26 protein-coding genes are annotated in these 20481 nt (G+C 58.5%); 12 read left to right on the forward strand and 14 right to left on the reverse strand.

What is annotated here, in order from left to right; translation table 11 throughout:
* Positions 1–262 precede the first annotated feature (262 nt).
* From AC0L25_RS30045 to AC0L25_RS30095, 11 genes are all read right to left on the reverse strand, one after another.
* The gene (locus AC0L25_RS30045) at positions 263–847 is read right to left on the reverse strand and encodes a hypothetical protein (protein WP_473598782.1); all 585 of its coding nucleotides are present in this window, start codon (positions 845–847) and stop codon (positions 263–265) included.
* The gene (locus AC0L25_RS30050; RefSeq protein WP_473598783.1) at positions 844–1434 is read right to left on the reverse strand and encodes a L,D-transpeptidase; all 591 of its coding nucleotides are present in this window, start codon (positions 1432–1434) and stop codon (positions 844–846) included. The genes AC0L25_RS30045 and AC0L25_RS30050 overlap by 4 nt, the downstream gene beginning before the upstream one ends.
* On the reverse strand, positions 1418–2581 hold the full coding sequence (locus AC0L25_RS30055; protein ID WP_473598784.1) for a CpaE/TadZ family protein: 1164 nt from the start codon (positions 2579–2581) through the stop codon (positions 1418–1420). The genes AC0L25_RS30050 and AC0L25_RS30055 overlap by 17 nt, the downstream gene beginning before the upstream one ends.
* Positions 2578–3204, reverse strand: a complete 627-nt coding sequence (locus tag AC0L25_RS30060; RefSeq protein ID WP_473598785.1) for a TadE/TadG family type IV pilus assembly protein — start codon at positions 3202–3204, stop codon at positions 2578–2580. Before AC0L25_RS30060 ends, AC0L25_RS30055 begins: the two co-directional genes overlap by 4 nt.
* 2 nt (positions 3205–3206) lie before the next feature.
* The gene (locus AC0L25_RS30065) at positions 3207–3752 is read right to left on the reverse strand and encodes a TadE/TadG family type IV pilus assembly protein (RefSeq protein WP_473598786.1); all 546 of its coding nucleotides are present in this window, start codon (positions 3750–3752) and stop codon (positions 3207–3209) included.
* Positions 3753–3757: 5 nt separating this feature from the next.
* Positions 3758–5242, reverse strand: coding sequence for a TadE/TadG family type IV pilus assembly protein (locus AC0L25_RS30070; protein WP_473598787.1), 1485 nt, complete (start codon positions 5240–5242; stop codon positions 3758–3760).
* Positions 5243–5306: 64 nt separating this feature from the next.
* Complete coding sequence (locus AC0L25_RS30075; RefSeq protein ID WP_473598788.1) at positions 5307–5573, reverse strand: hypothetical protein; 267 nt, start codon at positions 5571–5573, stop codon at positions 5307–5309.
* A gap of 4 nt (positions 5574–5577) precedes the next feature.
* Positions 5578–7014 (reverse strand): type II and III secretion system protein family protein, encoded by a 1437-nt coding sequence (locus tag AC0L25_RS30080; protein WP_473598789.1) that lies wholly within the window; start codon positions 7012–7014, stop codon positions 5578–5580.
* Positions 7015–7058: 44 nt separating this feature from the next.
* On the reverse strand, positions 7059–8099 hold the full coding sequence (gene cpaB, locus AC0L25_RS30085) for a Flp pilus assembly protein CpaB (RefSeq protein ID WP_473598790.1): 1041 nt from the start codon (positions 8097–8099) through the stop codon (positions 7059–7061).
* A 97-nt stretch (positions 8100–8196) separates the two neighbouring features.
* Complete coding sequence (locus tag AC0L25_RS30090) at positions 8197–8370, reverse strand: Flp family type IVb pilin (protein ID WP_352953115.1); 174 nt, start codon at positions 8368–8370, stop codon at positions 8197–8199.
* A 141-nt stretch (positions 8371–8511) separates the two neighbouring features.
* Positions 8512–8685, reverse strand: a complete 174-nt coding sequence (locus tag AC0L25_RS30095; protein ID WP_352953116.1) for a Flp family type IVb pilin — start codon at positions 8683–8685, stop codon at positions 8512–8514.
* 532 nt (positions 8686–9217) lie between these two features.
* Here AC0L25_RS30095 and AC0L25_RS30100 point away from each other — a divergent pair.
* The 8 genes from AC0L25_RS30100 (at position 9218) to AC0L25_RS30135 (ending at position 16319) form a co-directional block, all read left to right on the forward strand.
* Positions 9218–10606: a CpaF family protein gene (locus AC0L25_RS30100; RefSeq protein ID WP_352953117.1), complete on the forward strand. Its 1389-nt coding sequence runs from the start codon at positions 9218–9220 to the stop codon at positions 10604–10606.
* On the forward strand, positions 10606–11577 hold the full coding sequence (locus AC0L25_RS30105) for a type II secretion system F family protein (protein WP_473598791.1): 972 nt from the start codon (positions 10606–10608) through the stop codon (positions 11575–11577). The genes AC0L25_RS30100 and AC0L25_RS30105 overlap by 1 nt, the downstream gene beginning before the upstream one ends.
* An 18-nt stretch (positions 11578–11595) precedes the next feature.
* Positions 11596–12546 (forward strand): type II secretion system F family protein, encoded by a 951-nt coding sequence (locus AC0L25_RS30110; protein WP_473598802.1) that lies wholly within the window; start codon positions 11596–11598, stop codon positions 12544–12546.
* A 79-nt stretch (positions 12547–12625) separates the two neighbouring features.
* Entirely contained in the window at positions 12626–13168 is a 543-nt protein-coding gene (locus AC0L25_RS30115; RefSeq protein ID WP_473598803.1) for a tetratricopeptide repeat protein, read from the forward strand.
* Between the two features lie 9 nt (positions 13169–13177).
* Entirely contained in the window at positions 13178–13702 is a 525-nt protein-coding gene (locus tag AC0L25_RS30120) for a prepilin peptidase (RefSeq protein WP_473598792.1), read from the forward strand.
* 105 nt (positions 13703–13807) lie between these two features.
* Positions 13808–14605 carry a sterol desaturase family protein gene (locus AC0L25_RS30125; RefSeq protein ID WP_473598793.1) on the forward strand — a complete coding sequence of 266 codons (798 nt, stop codon included), beginning with the start codon at positions 13808–13810 and terminating at the stop codon, positions 14603–14605.
* Positions 14577–15266 carry a methyltransferase family protein gene (locus tag AC0L25_RS30130; protein WP_473598794.1) on the forward strand — a complete coding sequence of 230 codons (690 nt, stop codon included), beginning with the start codon at positions 14577–14579 and terminating at the stop codon, positions 15264–15266. Before AC0L25_RS30125 ends, AC0L25_RS30130 begins: the two co-directional genes overlap by 29 nt.
* Before the next feature lie 63 nt (positions 15267–15329).
* Complete coding sequence (locus AC0L25_RS30135; protein WP_473598795.1) at positions 15330–16319, forward strand: phosphatase PAP2 family protein; 990 nt, start codon at positions 15330–15332, stop codon at positions 16317–16319.
* A 484-nt stretch (positions 16320–16803) separates the two neighbouring features.
* On the opposite strand, the gene AC0L25_RS30140 is transcribed toward AC0L25_RS30135, so the two are convergent.
* The 3 genes from AC0L25_RS30140 to AC0L25_RS30150 all read right to left on the reverse strand — a co-directional run bounded on the left by AC0L25_RS30140 (position 16804) and on the right by AC0L25_RS30150 (position 18748).
* Positions 16804–17271 carry a hypothetical protein gene (locus AC0L25_RS30140; RefSeq protein ID WP_473598796.1) on the reverse strand — a complete coding sequence of 156 codons (468 nt, stop codon included), beginning with the start codon at positions 17269–17271 and terminating at the stop codon, positions 16804–16806.
* Between the two features lie 239 nt (positions 17272–17510).
* Positions 17511–18047, reverse strand: a complete 537-nt coding sequence (locus tag AC0L25_RS30145; RefSeq protein WP_473598797.1) for a DnaJ domain-containing protein — start codon at positions 18045–18047, stop codon at positions 17511–17513.
* Between the two features lie 332 nt (positions 18048–18379).
* Entirely contained in the window at positions 18380–18748 is a 369-nt protein-coding gene (locus AC0L25_RS30150; RefSeq protein WP_473598798.1) for a PIN-like domain-containing protein, read from the reverse strand.
* A 361-nt stretch (positions 18749–19109) separates the two neighbouring features.
* On the opposite strand from AC0L25_RS30150, the gene AC0L25_RS30155 reads away from it, so the two are divergent.
* The 4 genes from AC0L25_RS30155 to AC0L25_RS30170 all read left to right on the forward strand — a co-directional run.
* The gene (locus AC0L25_RS30155) at positions 19110–19538 is read left to right on the forward strand and encodes a prepilin peptidase (RefSeq protein WP_473598799.1); all 429 of its coding nucleotides are present in this window, start codon (positions 19110–19112) and stop codon (positions 19536–19538) included.
* Positions 19539–19762: 224 nt separating this feature from the next.
* On the forward strand, positions 19763–19912 hold the full coding sequence (locus tag AC0L25_RS30160) for a DUF6074 family protein (RefSeq protein ID WP_473598804.1): 150 nt from the start codon (positions 19763–19765) through the stop codon (positions 19910–19912).
* Positions 19909–20187: a hypothetical protein gene (locus tag AC0L25_RS30165; protein ID WP_473598800.1), complete on the forward strand. Its 279-nt coding sequence runs from the start codon at positions 19909–19911 to the stop codon at positions 20185–20187. Before AC0L25_RS30160 ends, AC0L25_RS30165 begins: the two co-directional genes overlap by 4 nt.
* Positions 20188–20286: 99 nt before the next feature.
* Positions 20287–20481 (forward strand): hypothetical protein (locus AC0L25_RS30170; protein WP_473598801.1); only part of this gene is annotated, 195 nt, incomplete at its 3' end.

Raw genomic sequence — 20481 nt, forward strand, 5'->3', positions numbered from 1 at the left:
TCTTCACCCCAGCCGAATGTGCCAATTACTTCAAAGCCGCAGGATATGAACCGGATTAAACAGGACGTGCTCTAGCGATTGCGCCCGTAGCCCTGGAGAGGTGGCTTGGCTGCGATCGGATATAGAGAACATCCCAAAAGTCGACATTGACAACATGGTAGCAGGTCGCAGCCGTCGCGCTCCCGATCGGCATTGCCAGCAAGACGACGGCAGCTCTGCACGCAGCTGAACGCAAAAACCCGTCTCTCGATGTCTATCGCTTCTAGTTGATTTTCTTGTAGTGGACCTTGCCGTCAGGTTGCACGATGCGCTGGTAGGACGAGTTTGGGGGAGGGGGCGGCGCCGCGATCCTCTTTTTGGGCGGGCGCGGCGCTTCGACGATGCTGGGTTCGGTCGCTTCTTCGAGATCGGTAGTTGCTTCCGCCATGGTGGTCGTGATCACGGGAGGCTCCGCCGCGCTTGACATGTCGTCGTCACTGTCCAGGGGCAGCTCCTGTTCAAGCCGGGCAATGCTGCCTTTGACTTCGTTGAAGCTGCCCTGCAGTTGGCCGTCCAGTTTTTCGAACCGGCTTTGGAAGCCGTTGTTGACCGTGTCGAGCCGGGCTGCGATCCGTTGCTCGAACGATCCGAGCTGTTCCAGCCGCCGTTCGACAAAGCGCAGATCGTTGATGCCGCGGTAGAAATAGACCGCGGCCGTTATGTTCACCGCCGTGATCAGCAAGGCGCCGACGGCGACAACGCCGATCATTCTTGCATTGCTCGGTTTCCCCTCTGCAGCTTGCTCTTCAGTATGGGTTGCCGGCCCAATGTCGATTGCCGGCATATCCGGGTCGCTGATCATCGTCATTGGACCACCACCTTTGCGCCGATCGAGACGCGCTTGAAGAGATCGATCACATCGGTGTTGGTAAGACGGAAACATCCCGATGTTCCGTCGAAGCCGATGCCCTTGGGATCGTTGGTGCCGTGAATGCGGTAGAGCGTGTCGCGCCCGTCCCGCAGCAGATAGAGTGCCCTGGCGCCGAGCGGATTGTAGGGACCGGCGGGCACCATTTCCGGCAGCTCCGGCTGGCGAGCGCGCATTTCCCTGGGCGGGCGCCATTCCGGCCATTCCGTTTTCGCCCCGACCTTGACGATGCCGGTCCAGCCAAAGCCGTCGCGCCCGACGCTGATCTGGTAGCGCAGCGCCTGGCCCTGCCGGGTCACCAGATAAAGCGCCTTCTCGTCCTTGCGGATGATGATCGTGCCGGCCCGTTCCGCGGTTTGGAGAGCAACCGCCTTGCGCAGGCTGGGGCCCATTGCCGGCAGCGGCAGCCGGTCCGACAGCGCGGATCGGGCTTGGGCGAATTCCCAGGCCGGCATCCCCAAGGCCAGGCCGATGATGTAGGCGCCGGCAAGCCTCGGGACGATGCGGTATCTACCGGGCTGCGTCATCGAGCCGCTCTTTGAACATCCGCTTCAGGTCCTTGTTGAAGCGCGCCCGCCCATCCACATCGGAAGGCAGGATGGCCCGGTTCAGCGCGTCGGTCAGCAGCGCATTGTCCAGGCCGACCGACTTGATGTGCGGCGCCTTGAAGATCTTCTCGAGTTCGCTGCGCGAAAAGTGATTGCCGAACCATTTGCGCTTATGCTTGTTGGCGACCAGCGTGATGCTCACCGAATTGCCGCGCAATTCGCGGATCTTCGTGTAGAGCCGCTTGCCTTGCCGCAGCGAGGCGACGTTGAGCTCGAAGACGATGAAGATCTCGTCGCTCGTCGAAAGCACGGAATTCTGCCAGGGGGTTTCGATATTCGGCAGGTCGATGACGATGTCGTCGAACCGGTAGGCGACGAGGTCCAGCAGCCGGAACACGAAATCGGCGCCCTGCGGCTCAAACGGCAGCTGCGGCCTCTCGAATGAATAGAGGGTCAGGCCGGACGGACGCGAAAGCCTGATGACGTCCATCAGTTCGACATCGAGCCTTTCCGGCTGGCCGATGATGCCGGCCAGGTCGAACTGGTTGAACAGGTTGAGATAGGCGCCGCAATTGGCGCTCTGGAAATCGAGATCGACGAGGCAGGTCGAAGCCGCCCGTTCGGTGGATTTCGAGGCCAGGAATTCCGCCGCCGACAGAGCGAGCGTCGTGGCGCCGGCGCCGCCGCTGGCGCTGATGAAAGTGATGATGCGGCTTTTGGTGCCTTGGTTGCCGGTGTCGTGGAAGGTGACCGCGTTCAGCAGCTCTTTGGCGTCGAGCGGCTTGTGCAGCCAGTCCGAGGCGTTCATGCGAACCAGGATGCGCGTCTTTTCGGAGGTCAATTCGTCGGAAACCGCGATCAGCGGCACGGTCGCCCACAAGGCGCGCGCCGCGACGATGCCGGGTTCGCCGAGCAACTCGCCATTGGCCAGGTCGAGGATGACGATGCCCGGGCGCGTCTCAGCGGGCGGGCCCTTGAGGAAGTCAGCCGTCTCGGAGATCCTGACATCGTAGATGGCCAGCGCGTCCAGCCGCGTCGCCACCTCGCGCTTGAATTGCGGATCCGACGAGAACAACGCCACCTGCTTTCGTTTGGTCGGGAGTACCTTGGTGTTGATGGCGTTCATGGCGATGTACTCCTCAGGTCTTCGCCCGTGACCGTGCTGAGCATCGAGGGCATGGTGATATTCGTAAAACCCATCAGCCCTTGCAAAAAGAAAAACTGGAAGTTCACGCTCTGGAGGCTGACTGTTATTGTCGGTACAGGACCGCCCAGCCGGGTCTGGTAGCCAAGCCCTGTAGCCGAGTAGCGGACGACGACGTTCGCCGGCTGCAGATAGGGGTAGAAGTCGCACATGCCGAGACGACTGCCGGCCACGGGACCACATACCCCATCGTCACCTGCATAAATTCTGGTGAAATTTGCTGCTGACCACACGCCGGCGACACAATAGGCGCCTGTGCAGCTGCAGGTCGACGTTGCGCCGTTGCAAACGTAGGAAAAAGAACCCGCGACTACTGGCGCTCCCGGCGTCGTAGTCGGGCCAGCTGTGGAAATCTGCGGCGCGACTGGATTAGAGATGGAGGCCAGCCTTGCGCCGATCTGTACGGCCTTGGTGGCCGCATTCCATTGATAGAAGGCATTGCCGAAATCCACGAAGCCGAGAACAAGGGCAAACAGCAGCGTCGCCACGATGGTCATTTCTACCATCGCCGCGCCGTCTTCCGATTTCGCAAAACGCTTGATCATGATCAGAATCGGATCAACCGCTCCTCGTGAGAGCCGGTCAGCGTGATCGGACCGATTCCGATGAACGACAGCATGCCGACGCCGGCATATGGATAGTTGCCGACCGCTCGGACGATACAGACTTGTGCCGTGGTGGAGCGATATTGGGTGACGCCGGCGACGACGGCGTCGCGACAGGAAGCGGGGGCGGCGATGGTCACCGTCGCATTATTGGATGCCCCCCCCGATTTCTCCCAGTCGCTGATGCGCGGACTGCCTGTCATTGCCACATTGCCGAACACCGCGATGTTTGCTGCGATATCGGCGCAGTTGATCGCCGTGAACCCAGGGTAGCTAGTATATAGTTGGCTGTTGCAGCGCGCGGCAAAGCGTGCCGCGTCCGACAGACCGGCCTCCATCAGCAGCTTTTTGTGGATCAGATTGCCGAACTCGAACACACCTGCCGACAAGATCAGCATCAGCGGCGTGATCAGCGTCATTTCGACGAGGACCGCACCACGGCTGTCGCGTCGAAATCTGTCGAGGTGGCGGCATAGCGTTCCGATCATCGCCATCACCGGTAAAGCTGGACTTCGTCGCGAAGGAAATTGTCGAGCGTGCCCTGGCCGCCGCGTCCGGTTATGTCGACAAGTTCAACCATCACCGACGCATCATCCGATGGTGACGCAACCGGTTCAGTGAGGAAGAAGCTGCCGAAGGCTTCGACCGGCAGATTGGTGCTGTGGCCGGACAGGCCGTTGCCCGCAGCTTCGAGTGCAGTGCAGTTCAGGATCGCGCCATAAATCAACCGACGATCAACTGAGGTGACCGGCGGTTGGCAAGCTGCCGACGGCGTTCCGATCTCTCCACCTGTCGATGCGGTGCCCACCAACCCGGCCGATATCTCGTAACGATAAACCTCATAGCGCGTCGGCTTGGTTGTATCCCATGACGATGGATAGGAAGCGGAACCGAAGTTGGTGCTCCAATAGCCGGAAAAATTCCAATCTCCGTCGCCCATCCTGCCGCCCTGATATGGCGTTGTCGCATCGCGCGGAAGGCCCATCGTTCCAGCTTCGGTGAAGGAAAGCTGGTTCATGGCAGCGCATTGATTGACGCTACCTGTGGTCTGTATCGCCCCTTTTCGGACATTGGCGGCCGGACCGTATTCAGCACTATCGAAGTGGTTACCGTTGGCTCCAATCCCGAAACGAACGTTGAAGGCGTCTTGTACCGGGCCGGCGTTCTGACCTGTCTTCGTGGTAACGTTCGCGGAGTTATAGCAGCCAATCGGCCTTGATGTCGCGATCGTCTGGGCGAGGGCTTGAGCGCCGTTCCCCACATTTGCCGGGGGCTCGAGGAAGCCGAAATTACCTGGACCAGCAGCAGCCCCATTTCCAACTTTCCGCAGTTCGATCAACCGACGATGCACGGCCGGATTGGAAACCGCCTGCTCAAGCGTATATCCCCCGGCATTGTTTGTCCCGTTCACCATCTCATAGGGATTGCACATAAAGACAGGCGTAAAATCGCAGACGCCGGAGGTGAAGCCCGCCACCGCGACTGCCCCGACATTGAAACTGTTGCTGGCGCCAGGTGACAAGAAGGAAGCCGGAAAGATCGCGGCAAATCCGACCGGGGTTACCGTGACTTCCACAAAACGGGCAAGTCTGGCGTCGTTCAGTTCGTCGGTGATCACATTGGCCGCCACGATCGGGAGATCGTCGGTGGCCGGCAACGAGCGGAGATAGCGGCGTGTTACTCCGGCGGCAGCTAGCGTTTGAGGGGGGCCGGAGGTCGAGAAGGTATATCGATTGCTTACCAGCGTAGCGATCGCCCTGTCAGCACGGATGATAGCGCCCGACGTCCCATCCAGCTCAGCCGCGCCTGCTAGAGCAAACGCATCAGCCCCCTTCTGAAGATCGTTGTGCAGGTTGTTGACCCGGCTCATATCGATCGCCAGCAGGGAAAAACCGATGATTGCCGGCAGCATGATGCTGACCAGTATCAGCGCTATTCCCCTTTGATCGTGCCAGAACGCGCGAACAATCCGCAGCATGGTCTTACTCTTAGCTCCCCTGACGCCAGTCACTTTGCCTGACGCTGAACCCGCATCCTTCTGTTTAATCCCCGGTGTCGCCGACATTGACCGTTATGGCCGGCGGAGGCGGCGGTGGTGGTGGAAATTTGTAATTCTGGGCAACAGCGGCAGCGCGCGCGCCATCGCCTTCAATCGCCGTGTTCTTCGACGCGGGATTGAGCGGATCGACCGTCTGCAGCAGCGAATTGTATTTCTGCGTGTCGCCGGCAGCCAGTGTCACCGTTTCGTAATTGTTCAGGTAGTCGGCGGCGCAGCCAGTCAGCGAGCCGGCGCATAAAAGAAGGATCAAGGCGCTATTTCTTGACATAGATCATCTTGTCCTTGGATTTCAGGTCGAGCATGTGGCCATAGGGGCCGACCACGCCTTGGCCGAGTTCATATTTGCGCACCATGTCCTTGGTCACTTCGAGCTGACCGAGGAGGAAGAGCTCCGGGTCGTTGGCTGGTCGCGTCTTGTCGAATGGCGTCGCCAGCTGCTCGCCGGGCTTTGTCGGGCGTACGATACGCGGCGTGACGATGACGACCAGCTCCGTCTCTTCTTTCTGATTGCTCGAATTCCGGAAAAGTACGCCGACAATCGGAACCTGGCCGAGCCATGGCACCTGTTCCTGGATCTTGGTGTTCTTGCTCGATAACAGCCCGCCGATGGCGAAGCTCTGGCCGTCGCGCAGTTCGACGACGGTCGACAGCTTGCGGTTGGTGAAGATCGGGTCGCCGGCGGCCGTGAAGCCGCTCAGGTCGCTCACTTCCGGCGCCAGCCTGATGTTGATCTTGTCGTCGTTGAGCACGACCGGCGTGAACAGCAGATTGACGCCGAACTGCTTGTATTCGATCACGACCTCGTCATCGACGAGGCGGCGCACTGGCACTTCGCCGCCGGCGTTGAAGCTGGCAACCTCACCCGACAGCGCGGTGAGATTGGGTTCGGCAAGAGTGCGCACAACGCCTTTTGCCTCCAGCGCCTCGATGATCAGGTCGACTTTGATATCGCTGTCGATGACGCGGGTGATCAGCGCCGCGAACGGGCTCGAATTCCCCAGGAGACCGCTGACCAGATTTCCCGGTCCAAGCACCAAACCGTCCTCGTCGACGGCGGCAATGCCGGTTCCGGTTCGGGTCGAGCCGCTGTTGCTTCTGATCGAGACGCCAAGATCGCGGCCGGCGTTGCGCTTGGCCTCGAGCACGCGTACCTCGAGGTTAACCTGCTGGCTGTCGTCGACGGTCACTGCGTTTATGATCGCGTCGGGGCCATATTGCTGGGCAACCTGCATGATCGCCGCCAGCGTGGCGCCGTCCTTGACATGGCCGCCAAGCCTGACCTTGCCGTTGATCGAACCGATATCGATGCGAGCCCTGGGCGCGACCTGCCGGATCGCCTGCGCCATGTCGCTCACGTCGACGCCGACCTCGATCTGGATCACGCCGAGCGAACGCTTGTCTTCTGAAAAGAGGTTGACGGTGGTGGTGCCGGCGCTCTTGCCGATGACATAGAGCGTCCGGTCGGTCATTGGCTGGGCGTCGGCGATCTTCTCGTCGCCGACGACGATGTCACCGAGAGTAGCGTTCACCTGGATCGTGACCGACTGCGACATGGGCAGGAAAATACGGTGGACGCTGGGGTTCGACACATCGATCCTACGGTCGGCTGCATGAGCAGCAAGGTCGATCGGCAGTAACATGACCGAACAGGCCAGCGCGGCAGCCGCCAGTGGTCCCCGGAACATACGCATCTAGACTACCCCCTCTTGCCGATTCGTTCGGCAATACCGTAACGCTATTTTTGTCGCGGCACGTCGTAAGATTCGAGCTTCACACCCCTGAAGACGCCGATCGTCGCACGCGCAGGCGGCTCCGGCTGCACATATTTGATGACTTCCTTAACCACTTCTTGCATCTGGGGTGCTGAGGCCACTGCCGGAGCAGGTTTTGCGCTGCTCAACAGGTCGAGCCTGCTTCCGACCCGTTCCACGGCCTGGGTCAGCCCATTGATCTTGTCGTCCGCGCGCTTGCGCTCGGCTGCTGCCTCAGCCTCGGCTGCTGCCTGCTTGGCGAGTTCGGCCTGCCTGGCTGCGACATCATCCGGCGTATCACCGGTCAAGTCTGAAAGCGTAATGCGTTCGGTCGTCTCGCCCTTGCTGGCGGCGGCTTGACGAAGCGCCAGCGACAGCTGGCCCGCGTCGGCAGCCAAGGTAAGCTTCTGAGCGTCTTTGGTGCTGACCTCGAGCGTGACCGCCTTCACGACCGTCGGGTTCTCGGAGCTTTCATCGGCGACCTGATCGACGGCGAGCACCTTCATGCTCTGCAAAAGCACGTCGACGAAACTTTGGTCCGCCCCCTGGGAGGTACGCACCTTGCGCGTCAGCAGCACATCGACCCGATCGCCGGGGAAAACGAACCCGGCAACGCCAAGCACGTCGTTGACCCTGATAGAAACAGCTTTCATGCCTTCGCCGAGCACTGCTGAAAGTGTGGCGCGTTGGCCGGGGCCAGTGATCTTGGTGGCGAGAACGGGCTCGTTGACACCGATCGCCTGCAGCGCCTGCTTCGTGCCTTCGCCCGCCAGCATTTCTTTCGTTGTCTTGAAAGCTCCGGTCGGGACGGCGCCTGAGGGCCAGGCGACTTCGCGCAGCTTGTCCGCCGACAGCGTGTCGCCGAACTTCAACGGCATTGCGGCCACCACGACCGTGTCGCGCTGGACATCATCCGTCCGCGCCATTGCACTGCGCTGGCTAGCCAGCCAAATATTGGCGAGCACCACCGCCACCACGCCGAACACGCCGGCGAGAACGATCATGATGACACTGTTTGCGCGCATTTCTTGCCCCACCCGACTGCGTTTGCACAGCTTGCTGTATTATTCTTGATCATCGACGCCGCGGATAGTCGCGGCGTCGATGATTAGCGTCACGATATCACGGCAACGCTCCCGACAGCGTCGTCCACTGGGTGCCGACCCATGCGCCGACGATTATGATCGATGCGATCACAGCTACGGTAATGATGCCGAGCAAGATGGTATATTCGACCATCGCAGCGCCGTTTTCGTCATCGCGGAACTGCCGGGTCCTCGTCATGAGCTTGTTCATGCCAATTCTCCCTTAGAGTCTGAACCCGACGAGACGAGCCAAGGATGAAATCCATACCGTAGCATCCCCCGTCATCTTTAATCGAAACCTTAGTCCATCGACGCCGCAGGTGTCTCCGGCGTCGATGACAGCGTCAAGATATCACGGCAACGCTGCCGACAGCGTCGTCCACCGAGTGCCGACCCAGGCGCCGACGACTATGATCGATGCAATCACAGCTACGGTGATGATGCCGAGCAAGATAGTGTATTCGACCATGGCAGCGCCGTTTTCGTCGTCGCGGAACTGCCGGGTCATCGTCATGAGCTTCTTCATGCCAATTTCTCCCTTTGGAGGTTTGAACCCGACGAGACGAGCCAAGGATGAAATCCATACCCAAGCATCCCCCGTCATCTCGATCTAAGTCCCGACGAAAATCAGAGTCAAATGGGATTAAGGGTTTCTTAACTTTCCTATACATGATTTGGCAAGAATATTGCCGATCTCAAGCAGACCAAAACATTGATTCGGCTCGTTTTTCAACCCATCTTAACCATTCGTTCATAATTTGGACGTGGGTAAGGCAGAAGTGGGGCAGCATTAGCGGCAGTGCATATTCCTTTATATCTAAGGGCTTGCGGGGGGCTCCATGACGGCTTTGTGGCAAAAAAGGCACTTGCATTGAAAGGCGAGTCCTCGCGCTCCATTAGGACAGCGCCGCTGACGAAATAAACGTCGCGTTTTCTGATGCTTGATCTTAACTATGTCTGAAGTATTAAATTGCATGGTGCGAAGCTGGCGCTTGTGCCCTGCGTGGTTAACGTTTAGTTTCCGTGGCGACGGATTCTACGGGGGAGTATAACGCGATATGTTGGGGCGGTTCACTAAAGGGCCAAGCGAGTTGCGAGTCGAGCCAAAGCTCGAGCCGATGGCGGTTTTGCCCGCCACCCCGACGCTTCCTCCTGTTGTCGACCTTCAACCGCATGGTGACGATTTCCTGTCGCTCAAGGTCGAGCTCCACCGCCACCTCATTGATCGCTTCAACCTGACCGCCCTTGAAAACGCGTCCAAGGATGAAATCCTGAATGAGATCCGGCCGATAGTGCGGGAATTTGTCCGCGCTCGCAACGTGCCGCTGAATGCTCGCGAGCTCGATCAATTGACCAGCGACACCGCCGACGAGATGCTCGGCCTGGGGCCGATCGAGCCGCTGCTGAAAGACGATTCAATTTCCGACATACTGATCAACACGCACAATCGCGTTTTCATCGAGCGGCGCGGCGTGATCGAGGAAACCTCGATCCGTTTTCGCGACGAGGCGCATCTGCTGCGTGTCATCAACAAGATCGTCTCGGCGATCGGCCGACGCGTCGACGAATCCGCGCCGATGGTGGATGCGCGGCTGGAAGACGGCTCGCGCGTCAACATCGCGGTGCGGCCGATCTCGGTGGATGGTCCGCTGGTGTCTATCCGCAAATTCTCCAAAAACCCCTATTCGCTCGAACGCCTGATGGCGTTCAATTCAATCCGCCAGCCGATGATCGACCTGCTTCGCATTGCCGTGCAGGCACGCAAGTCGATCCTGGTTTCAGGCGGCACCGGCAGTGGCAAGACGACCTTGCTCAACGCGCTGTCGAGCTACATCCCGGCCAGAGAGCGCCTGATCACCATCGAGGACGCGGCGGAACTGCAACTGCAGCAGCCGCATGTCGGCCGGCTGGAGACGCGTCCGCCCAATGTCGAGGGCAAGGGCGAGGTTCGTCAGCGCGAACTGCTCAAGAACGCTCTGCGCATGCGGCCGGACCGCATCATCGTCGGCGAGGTGCGCGGCGAGGAAGCCTTCGACATGCTGCAGGCGATGAACACCGGCCATGAAGGTTCGATGACCACGATTCATGCCAACACACCGCGAGATGCCATATCGCGGCTGGAACAGATGGTCGGCATGGCGGGCATGCCAATGAGCCATGATTCAATCCGGGCGCAAATCGCGTCGGCGATCGACATCATCGTGCAGACGCAGCGTCTTTCGGATGGGGGAAGGCGGGTTGTTTCCATATCGGAACTGACCGGAATGGAAGGCAATGTCGTTCAGCTTCAGGAACTTTACCATTTCGTTCGCCGCGATGTGAGTGCGGAGGGTCAGATCGTCGGTGAATTTCGCGCCACCGGCATCCGTCCGCGCTTTGCCCAGGAAGCGGCGACGCTCGGCCATCACTTTGCCAAGGATGCTTTCAACCCGCAGGTTCCGCTTTGATGCCGTCGGGCCAGACATTACTTTACCTCATTTATGTGCTGGCGGCGGCGTCGGTCATTCTTGGGGGCGAGACTCTGTACGTGACCTACTCCAAGCGCCGCTCAACGGTCACCACGATCAACCGTCGGCTGAAGCGGCTCGTTGACGAGGTTCCGGCCGAACAGACCTTGCAGGGATTGCTGCGAGAACGTGGGCTGACCGGCTCGGGCGATTTTCTTTTCAATGCGGTCGGGCTGAACAGGCTATACACTCAATCCGGCATTACCGGGAATCCGCTGTCGTTTGTCGCGATATTTATTCTCGCTGGATTGGTACTGGCACTGGTATTTGCGTTCCTGCTGCACTTCTCCGCTGTGGTTTCGAGTATCATCTTTCTTGTCATCGGATTCGTCCTGCCGTTTCTGGTTCTCCGCCGCGCGCGCGCCAAGCGAATCCAGAAATTCGCGAAACAATTGCCGGATGCACTTGACATGATCGTGCGTTCGCTGCGCGCCGGTCATCCGACTTCCGTGGCGATAGGTCTTGTCGCCCGTGAAATGCCTGACCCGCTCGGCACCGAGTTCGGCATCGTTTCCGACGAAATCACCTTTGGCCTTAGCCTTGAAAACGCGGTGCGGAAACTCTCGCAACGCGTCGGCTTCGAGGGCCTTCAACTGCTGTCTGTGTCGCTGTCGATTCAGGCCAAGACCGGTGGCAATTTGACCGAGATTCTGTCGAACCTCGCATCGGTGCTGCGCGAAAGGCAGAAACTCAGGTTGAAGATCAAGGCGCTCTCGGCCGAGGGGCGAATGTCCGCGTGGATCATTTCCCTGTTTCCGCTCTTGATGCTCGCCATTCTCACGGGCCTCGCCCCGAGCTACTATGGCGATGTCTGGGATAGCCCGCTGATCATGCCTGTGTTCCTGATTTTCGGTTTATGGGCCCTGCTGGGCGACTTCATCATGTATCGCATGGTCAATTTCGATTTTTGACGGGAGCCAGCCATAAACCTGTTTTCGAATACCCAGGATCTGAGCCTTCTGGTCTCCATTGCGGTTTTCCTGGCGGCGGTGGCGCTATTCCTGCTAGGCGCGCTTGTCATTATGCCGGCGCTGCAGACGCGGAAACTGGTTGCGCAGAGCCTGATGGCAGAGGGTATTCCCAATCGCCGCTCACTTGTAGGACAGGAAGAACTGGCCAGGACCTCGGCACAGCGGCCAGTCGAGGCGTATTTTCGATCGATCGAAAAGGAACGGGACGAGCCCAGCGCCCTGGACGCGAAACTCTTTCGCGCGGGCTTCTACCAGTCAGGCGCGCCGCTGATTTATACTCTGTCGCGGCTCGGCGCAGTCTGCGTCGGCTTTGTTGTGACCTATGCACTCTTGTCCAAGGTTTTGCCGCCCCAATTGCCCAGCCTTGTCGCCTTTGGAGGTTCAGCCTTGCTTGGGTTGGGATGTATCGTGATTCCAAGTATCGCGCTCGACCGGTTCGAGAATGGACAAAAGCAGATCTATCGTCGCGGATTTCCGGATTTCATGGATATGATGATCACCTGCGCCGACGCGGGCATGAGCCTCGAGGCGGCCGTCGAGCGCGTCAGCAACGAACTGGCCGGCACCCATAAATGGCTCGGTATTCAGCTTTCGATCATGACTCTGCAGTTGCGCGCCGGCAAGCCGCTGCGCGAGGCGCTGCGCGAACTGTCTGATCGTATCGGGCTTGAGGAGGCGCGGGCGCTGGCGGTTCTGTTCCGGCAATCCGAGGAGCTCGGTACAAGTTTGACCGAAGCCCTGCGCGTCTACAGCGACGAGATGCGTGGACAGAGAATCCTTCGGGCCGAGGAACGCGCCAATGCTTTGCCGGTCAAGATGATGATCCCATTGGGGCTGTGCATCTTTCCAGTGGTGATGATGGTTGTCATGCTGCCTGTTATTATCCGAATGAAGGGCATTTTCTTCTAGGCAGGTATATGCTTTGGTCGAAATACCAATACAGAGTCGGAGGACTCTTTTGGGGGACGATAATGACAGGGCCGACGCAATGACAGGGCCAATGCGCCTCGCAGCCGTAGCCGGTTTGCTGCTTATCGTGCTTTCCGGCTGTCAGACGGCTGATAGCGGCGTCGTCCGCACCAACGAGCCCTCGAAAGGTGACGTGACAGCCTTTGGCGATGCCTTCGACGGGCTGAAGACGGTCAGCGACGTCGAATACTATGCCTCGGACCAGGCCGTCGCCGAAGCCAAGAACCAGTTCCGCGCGGAAAACTATGGCAATGCCGGCGCGCTGTTCTACAAGGCGACGCAACTGGCGCCCAATGATGGTGGTGCCTGGATGGGCCTGGCCGCCTCTAGTGATCGCATCCGCCGCTTCGACCTCTCCGACCTGGCCTATCGCCAAGCCTTCCGGCTGGTCGGCGGGACACCCGAATATTACAACAATGTCGGCTATTCCTATCTGCTGCGCGGCAAGCTGCAGGACGCGCGCAGCAATTTCCTCAAGGCTTATGAACTGGCGCCCAACGATCCGACCGTGGCCAACAATCTGCAGCTCCTGTCGTCCAGCGTGAAGAATCTCGAGCGGTAAGGCGATAGCATGTTGCTCGCCGCATCGCTGCTGCTGAAGGGACTAGCCATTCCTTTGCTGGCAAGGATCGCCTGGCTCGACTTCACCACCCAGAAGATATCCAACCAGAATGTGCTGCTGCTGCTTTGCCTGGGTCTGGGCTCGCTGCAACTCCTGTCGGTGCAATCCAGGTCGTGGTGGGACATGGGCCTGAGCGGGCTTGCCGGTCTTTTGCTGTTTGTCGCGCTCTTTCCGTTCTGGGCCATGCGCAAGATCGGGGCCGGCGATGTCAAGCTGATGGCGGTGGTGCCGTTGCTGATCGGCGGCAGCGGCCTGGCCGTGTTTTCCGTGCTGCTGCTGGTTTTTGCGCTAGTCGCGGCACTGCTTGTCAAGAATCCATTCCTGCTGCCGGCAGGCGCCTTTCGCGTTTACGTCCAGCATCTGGATAGGAAAGGCGTGGTGCCGTTTGGCGTGCCTATTTCAGCAGCGGCGATTTGCACGATAGTATTCCAGATCGCATACACCCTCGACGCTCTCGGTGCGTCGCCGCTTTAGCGCCGAACTTCGGGCTGCCAGAGTCGAGATTAACCTTCTGGAAACCATTAGCTTGCGCTAAAACCGATGAAGTGCTTGCATTGGGTCTTGTCGGCGGGGTGCCGTATGGACGTTTTAAATCTCAAAGCGCTATTGATTACGGCTCTGATCTTCGTGCCGATCGAACGCCTATTTGGCCTACGACCTAGCCAGAAGATTTTCAGGAAAGCCTTCTTCAACGACCTGATCTATGCCGTGTTCAATGGCGTACCGATAATGCTTGGCCTGATTGCGGCTGTTACACTGGCAACGAGCACGGTTGGGCGGCTGGTGCCGGACTATGTCGGCAGAGCAGTGTCATCGCAGCCGGTTTGGCTGCAGGTGATAGAAATCATTCTCGTCGCGGACATTGGCTTTTACTTCGCGCACCGTGCTTTTCACGCTGTCCCGTTTCTGTGGCGCTTTCATTCAATCCATCACAGCATAGAAGAGCTTGATTGGTTGGCAGGGCACAGGATCCATCCTGTTGATCAAATTCTGACGAAGAGCGCTTCCTTTGTGCCTGTGTATTTGTTGGGCTTTAGCAGTCAGTCGATCGCCCTTTTCGCGTTCGTTTTTCACGCCCATGCGCTATTGCTTCACGCCAACGTCAAGCTGAACATCGGGCCGCTTCGATGGCTGATCGCCTCACCTCAGTTCCATCACTGGCATCACGCTCACGAGCGCGCTGCATATGACAAGAATTTCGCTGGCCAACTTTCATTCATCGATGCGCTGTTTGGAACGATGCACCTGCCTGGCAAAGCTGTGCCGGAGCGCTATGGCGTCGATGATCCCATTCCACCAACTTACGTCGAGCAACTCGCCTATCCGTTTATTCCGAAGGGCAAAATCCATGAAGCTCCCACCAGCAGCGACGCGTGATTTCATCGGGCGCGCGACGATGACACTTTACTTCACCTTCTGCGCGACTTTGAAGGCCGCAACCCTGGTCAAAGCTCTTCGCGACGAAGAAGGAACAGCGGCGCTGATTATCGGCGTCGTTGCAGACGTTGCCGCGCTCGGCTTCCTTGTACTCGTTGTTGCTACGACAGTGGCGCGTCTTCCGCCGCTGAAGACAGCGCAGGGACTGGAACCCCGAGTCTCGGCACTGATCGGATGCTTTGCCACCGTAACTTTGATTGCTGTCCCTCGAGTCGAGATACTTCCGCAGATTGAGCTCACTGCCAACCTGATTACCATCATCGGCTTCGCGCTTTGCGTTCGGTGCCTATGGTGGCTCGGCAGATCGTTCAGCATCTCTGCTCAGGCCAGACGGCTCGTCACCGCAGGCCCCTATCAAATCGTGCGGCACCCTCTCTACGCCTGCGAAGCGATCGTCCTGCTCGGCATTCTTCTCGGTAATCCGACGTGGGCGACGGTCGCAATCTGCGCGATCGCCCTCGCTTTTCAATATCGGCGGATAATCAACGAGGAGAGGGTCTTGCGAGCGACGTTTTCCGAATATCATGAATACGCACAACGCGTTCCGATGCTCTTGCCTCGTTTCGCTGGCGCATCTTTGCCGGCGCCTGACCCGCGATAGAATATGTCGCATCTCAAAACACGCCCAAGGCGGGTAAATTCATCCAATACTGCGGTGAGGATTATGGGCGCAAGAAACTACCTTTACGCGACGTTGATCACTTCAGGCCTGCTTGGGGCTGTTGACCTGCTGTGGCTGCCCTATTCGACCGTCCGCTTTTCGCCGCTTAACTGGCATGACATTAGAGCAGTGGCACTATGCATCTGCTTGGCTGGTTTGGTTTCGTGGCTTGTCACGCGGCGCCTACGGGATGATTGCTCGCGGGCAGGCCAATTTGTTCGCCGGGCATCCGATTTCCTTGGAAGCTTGGTGCTTGTCGCGGCAGCCTTTGTCCCACTGCTGATCTGCACGACTGTTTTAATGCATGTGGCCAGCGCCACTGGGCGCCCGCTTGCCGACCCGGTGCTCGCCGCTATCGATGCGCGAATGGGCTTCGATTGGCTTTGGTTCCTCTCCGTCACAAATAACCAGCTGGTAGCTCCTGTGCTGATCTTTGCCTACCATGCGCTCGGACCACAGGTGCCGTTTGTCCTATTGTTGAATATAGCCACAAACAGAAATGACAGGAGCTTGCAGTTCATCGCGATGCTAGCCGTCTCATCGGTGCTCGCTGGAGCAATAATGGCGCTCGTACCGGCTGAAGGGGCCTATGCGTACTTCAAGCCAACTGCAGAACAGTTCAACCATTTCACCGCCCAGGCAGGCATGTGGCATCACGAGACTTTGATGGCACTGCGATCCGGCGAACCGTTCGATCTGATCATGACCAGAAGCAACGGACTGGTCACCTTCCCGTCCTACCATACAGCTCTCGGTATAATAGTCGTCTATGCGCTTCGCGACTATCGCTGGCTGATGTGGCCGATAGCTGTTTTGAATGCTCTGATGATCATCGCCACCCTTCCCGAGGGTGGGCATCACCTGATTGATGTGCTTGCTGGCGCAATGGTTGGCGTGGCTTCGATCTTTGCCGTAAGAATGATCGGCGCTTATGAGCGCGGAAAGGTCGACAGCGTCGCGAGATCAGCGGTGGGATCGGAAGCGGGCCGCTGAGTCGGCCACAGGGCGTTGCCGGCTTGTTGCAGTCGCTTTTGCTCCAGAACGCGATTGCCGCCCTGATGCCGACCACCGGGTCGAGCAGCGCGTCCGGATCCTTGATCAGATCGACGCCGTGATGGCAGCGTCGCGTTGTCCGTTGTGACGATGTTGGTCACTCCACCGAAGACGTTTCGGAAGACCAGTGCCGATCCGACGGCTGGCGTTCGCGACATCGCGCGCGCAACCTGCGCGCCTTATTCGATCGCGATCTTCGAACGGGCAGGCACGTTCATCTTCAAGAGAGCGGCGACCGATGGTGGCTTTGCTGTGGACGCAACGATTTCGTCGTCGGGGGATATAGCAGATCACTGAAAGCAGCGCAGCGCGATCATCAATGGGCACCGCATCGTCTTCATACCGGTGTCGCATCTGACGTGGTCTTCGGCAGCATAACCTCTCGCCCTGCGGCCTGTAGTGCCAGACCAGCGGCCATTTCGAGTTAGAAGACCGCTTTCTTCAGGGACAGCATAGATGCCCGTTTAAGGTCTTCAGGGTCGAGGTCCCATTGAATTTCGAGGTCCAGATCGTCATCCTCAAGACGAAAGTCATAACGGATTCGCACGTAGTCGTTTCGCAGCGTGGCCGATCGGATGAATGCCTCAGCATCGTCGGAGATCCGTAGGCCGTAACCCTTGCCGCAATCAAGCATGGCGGCGAATTTGTGTTGGTAGTCACGAATCTGCCATGCGTCGAGGCTATTGAGCCGGAGGAAGCTCCGGAGAAAATGCTCCAACGCCTTGAAGTAGAGCAGCCTTCTCGGATGGTCCGAAAAGCGCGTAAGAATGTGTATGGCAGCGGCTTCAAGCGCATCGGCATTCGCACGATAGCACTGCGCCATCTGATAGATGCCAAAAGGGGTTACGCCCACTCCGGGAATCAGCTTCTTCTTCACGGGCTCGCCGGTCAAAGCCGCATTTCCTTAGATCGGAGCCTTGTTGGCCAGAAGAGCCGGTAGCACCTTTTGCATCGCTAGATGCTGCGGGCTTTTGACGTCCACCTCCCAGGCAGAATATCGGCTGTGCCAATCGAAATGCTCAGCCCTGAGAGCTCGCCGAAATGCCTTGGGTTCGATGCCTACCGCTTCGGCCATACTTGTAGCGGTTGTGGCCTTTCCTTTCATCTTTTCGCCCTTCCTCCAAGCGCGCCTCAGCCTCTGTCGTCCAGTAGTCTGGTGGAGGTGTCACGACGATGTTCGGTATTGGCGCGATCGATGCCTTCTATGGTAATCGCGAACATCCCGTTTTCGACCCTTCCTATCCAGCCTTTTGCTTTTAGATACCAGAGATGAAACTCCAGATGTTCACGCGGACAGCCCGACATGCGTTCGAGTTCTTCATCGCCAATGCCAGGATTGTTGACGTCTTGTCGGCGTTTGACATAAAGTAGCGAGAGCAGTTTTGCCTGAATGACGCCGTCCCGTTCGATTCCTTTAGTGTTGCTGACTTCCTCAATCAACTCGAGGCGAAGTTTCAAATGGTCTTTATACTGAATGTCGTACTGCACGCGTTTGACCGGATCTTTGAGAGTATTGTGGGCCTCCGCGATTTCACTGAAGCGTGATGCATCGCCGGTATCCTGATTGTCGGGATGGTAGCGCATAGCAAAATAACGAAATACCCGTTCTATCGTTTCCGAGTTGGCGTTCGGGCTGATTTCCAGGAGTTCGTAGTAGTCAATGAACAAAGTGGTGCTCCCACAACAACGCTATTGCGCACACAGTCGAGAGAACGTCGCCGGAGTGTCTTGCGGTCATAGCCAGAATTCCGCGCTTGCGGGTTTCTACTCGCTCAATTCGTGGCATTAGTCCCCCTCCCGTTTTGCAGATACTAGCGCGCAAGCTTCGCCCCTGCAAAGGGCTGCCCTCATTCCGGTCATCCGCCGATTTACGTCGGCGATCATTCTGCTGAAGTGAGGCCGGGATCCGCCCGCCAATGCCAGCCCAACGGCTATTCCCTATTTACTGTCGACCCGCGGGTCTTTGATCGGCGTGAACTTCTCAACTCCTGGCGTCCAGATCATCGGCAGTCGCCAGCGGTCGCCTTTGCCAGAGATCGAGATGCGTTCCTTCGTTGTGATCCACCATCGAATAACAATGCGGCTTGGCCGAACCGTCTGAGGTCCGGCCACCCAGCTGAAGGCCATACCGATACCAAGCCGGACTCGATATAGGGGATCAAGTTCTCTGGCTTGTGAAGGATGTTGTGGTCACCGGAAATCATGGCTGCGCCGCCGTCGGCGCTGAACTTAAACATCCAGTCAGGATCACTGATGCCCGCCTGGTAGTCCTCGTGCACCGATCCGATTTCGATTGGCGGATCGTCTTCCAAGGCTCGAACTGCCGTCACAATCTTGGGTGAGATGTTGGCGTCGAACTTGATCTTCAAGCAGCGGCAAGCCTCGTCTCGAAGCCGATCGCTTGTGACACCAAAGCCGCGTCGGTTTCATACCACGACGCCACGTCTTCCAAGTCCCCCTCTGCCAAGTAGGCCGGCGCGAGAGTTTCGGTCGGGATGTAGCCGCGATCGACTACGGGACGTCCCATTGCATACCGCGGATCAATTATCACGTTCGGAAACTCTGGGGACGGTGACATCCTGACAGCAGGGTCATATGAGCTGGCGCCCAACGATCCGACCGTGGCCAACAATCTGCAACTCCTGTCGTCCAGCGTGAAGAATCTCGAGCGGTAAGGCGATAGCATGTTGCTCGCCGCATCGCTGCTGCTGAAGGGGACTAGCCATTCCTTTGCTGGTAAGGATCGCCTGGCTCGACTTCACCACCCAGAAGATATCCAACCAGAATGTGCTGCTGCTTTGCCTGGGTTTGGGCTCGCTGCAGCTCCTGTCGGTGCAATCCGGGTCGTGGTGGGACATGGGCCTGAGCGCGCTTGCCGGCCTTTTGCTGTTTGTTGCGCTCTTTCCGTTCTGGGCCATGCGCAAGATCGGGGCCGGCGATGTCAAGCTGATGGCGGTGGTGCTGGTTTTCGCTCTCGCCACAGCGATGGTCGTCAAAAATCCGCTCATGCTGCCGCAAGGCGCTTTCCGCCTCTACGTCCAGCACCTGGACCGCAAAGGCGTCGTGCCGTTTGGCGTGCCGATTTCGCTCGCAGCGATCTGCACGACAGTGTTTCAGATTTATACCAGCATGATGGTTCTAGCCGGGCTATCGGGTTGACGGAGGGTGGCTTTGGACCCTTGCGGGGGCAGGCGATGTAGGTGAAGAACTAGGCGCTTACGCGCGAGCCAAGAGGAGGGTTGCATGAAGCAGCTCGAACTTCTGGGTTGGAACCCGCCCTGTCTGGTGATCGCCTTCCCGATGGCGAAGCGTGTCGGCAAAGTCCGACGTGTTGCCGAGGTGCTTTCGAGCGCGGCGCCGCTGCGACGAACTACTGGAAGCAGGTGGTTGCGACCTTGGGCGGACAGACGCAACGTGCCGGGTTCGATCGTGACACCATCAACCGTGAACTGCGAGCGTTTCATGACGCTGTTCAGCGCGAGCTTTGCTTGCGAAGTGGGCACGGGCAGAGGCCAGGAGGTAGTGCCGCATGACCCCGACCTATCGCGGCATCGACGGGCGGGATGGTCAACCCGCGCGAAAACCGTCAGCGCTGGTTGGATCGATCTTCATCAACCGCGATCTGGCCTCGACCACGCGACGTTGCGCAGCCCGTATCCTGCTGCACAACGCAATATTGATGCCGACTCCGCAGTCTTCATCCAGCATTTCATTCGCACGCCTAAGGGAGAGCTCCGCTCGGCTGAGCCGCTGTCGGGCCCTCGCCAATTCCAAATCCAGAAATTCCATTATCCTGCATCCATTGTAGTCCCTTCGATTGGTAAACCGCTTGTCGTCGCCGTTGGTTCCGGCTGTTCGCGAACGTGAAGCCTAGGCGTCGATTTGGTTGGCACAGTCTGGAACGCCAGTGGTGGTGCTGCTGGCCGGAAGGGCGGCAACCAATGAGCCGTATCCCTGCCAAAAGAGAGATCGTCCGCTGATGCTGCTCACTCGACCTGCTCAATCTCCGGACCCGGTTCACTCGGCAGTTGTGTGCGTCAAGTTCTGCAAAAATGGCGTGGCATTCAGCGGTGACGTTGGCGTGTCCGCCGCGCAGCCCCCG

Source organism: Mesorhizobium sp. WSM4813, assembly GCF_055811555.1.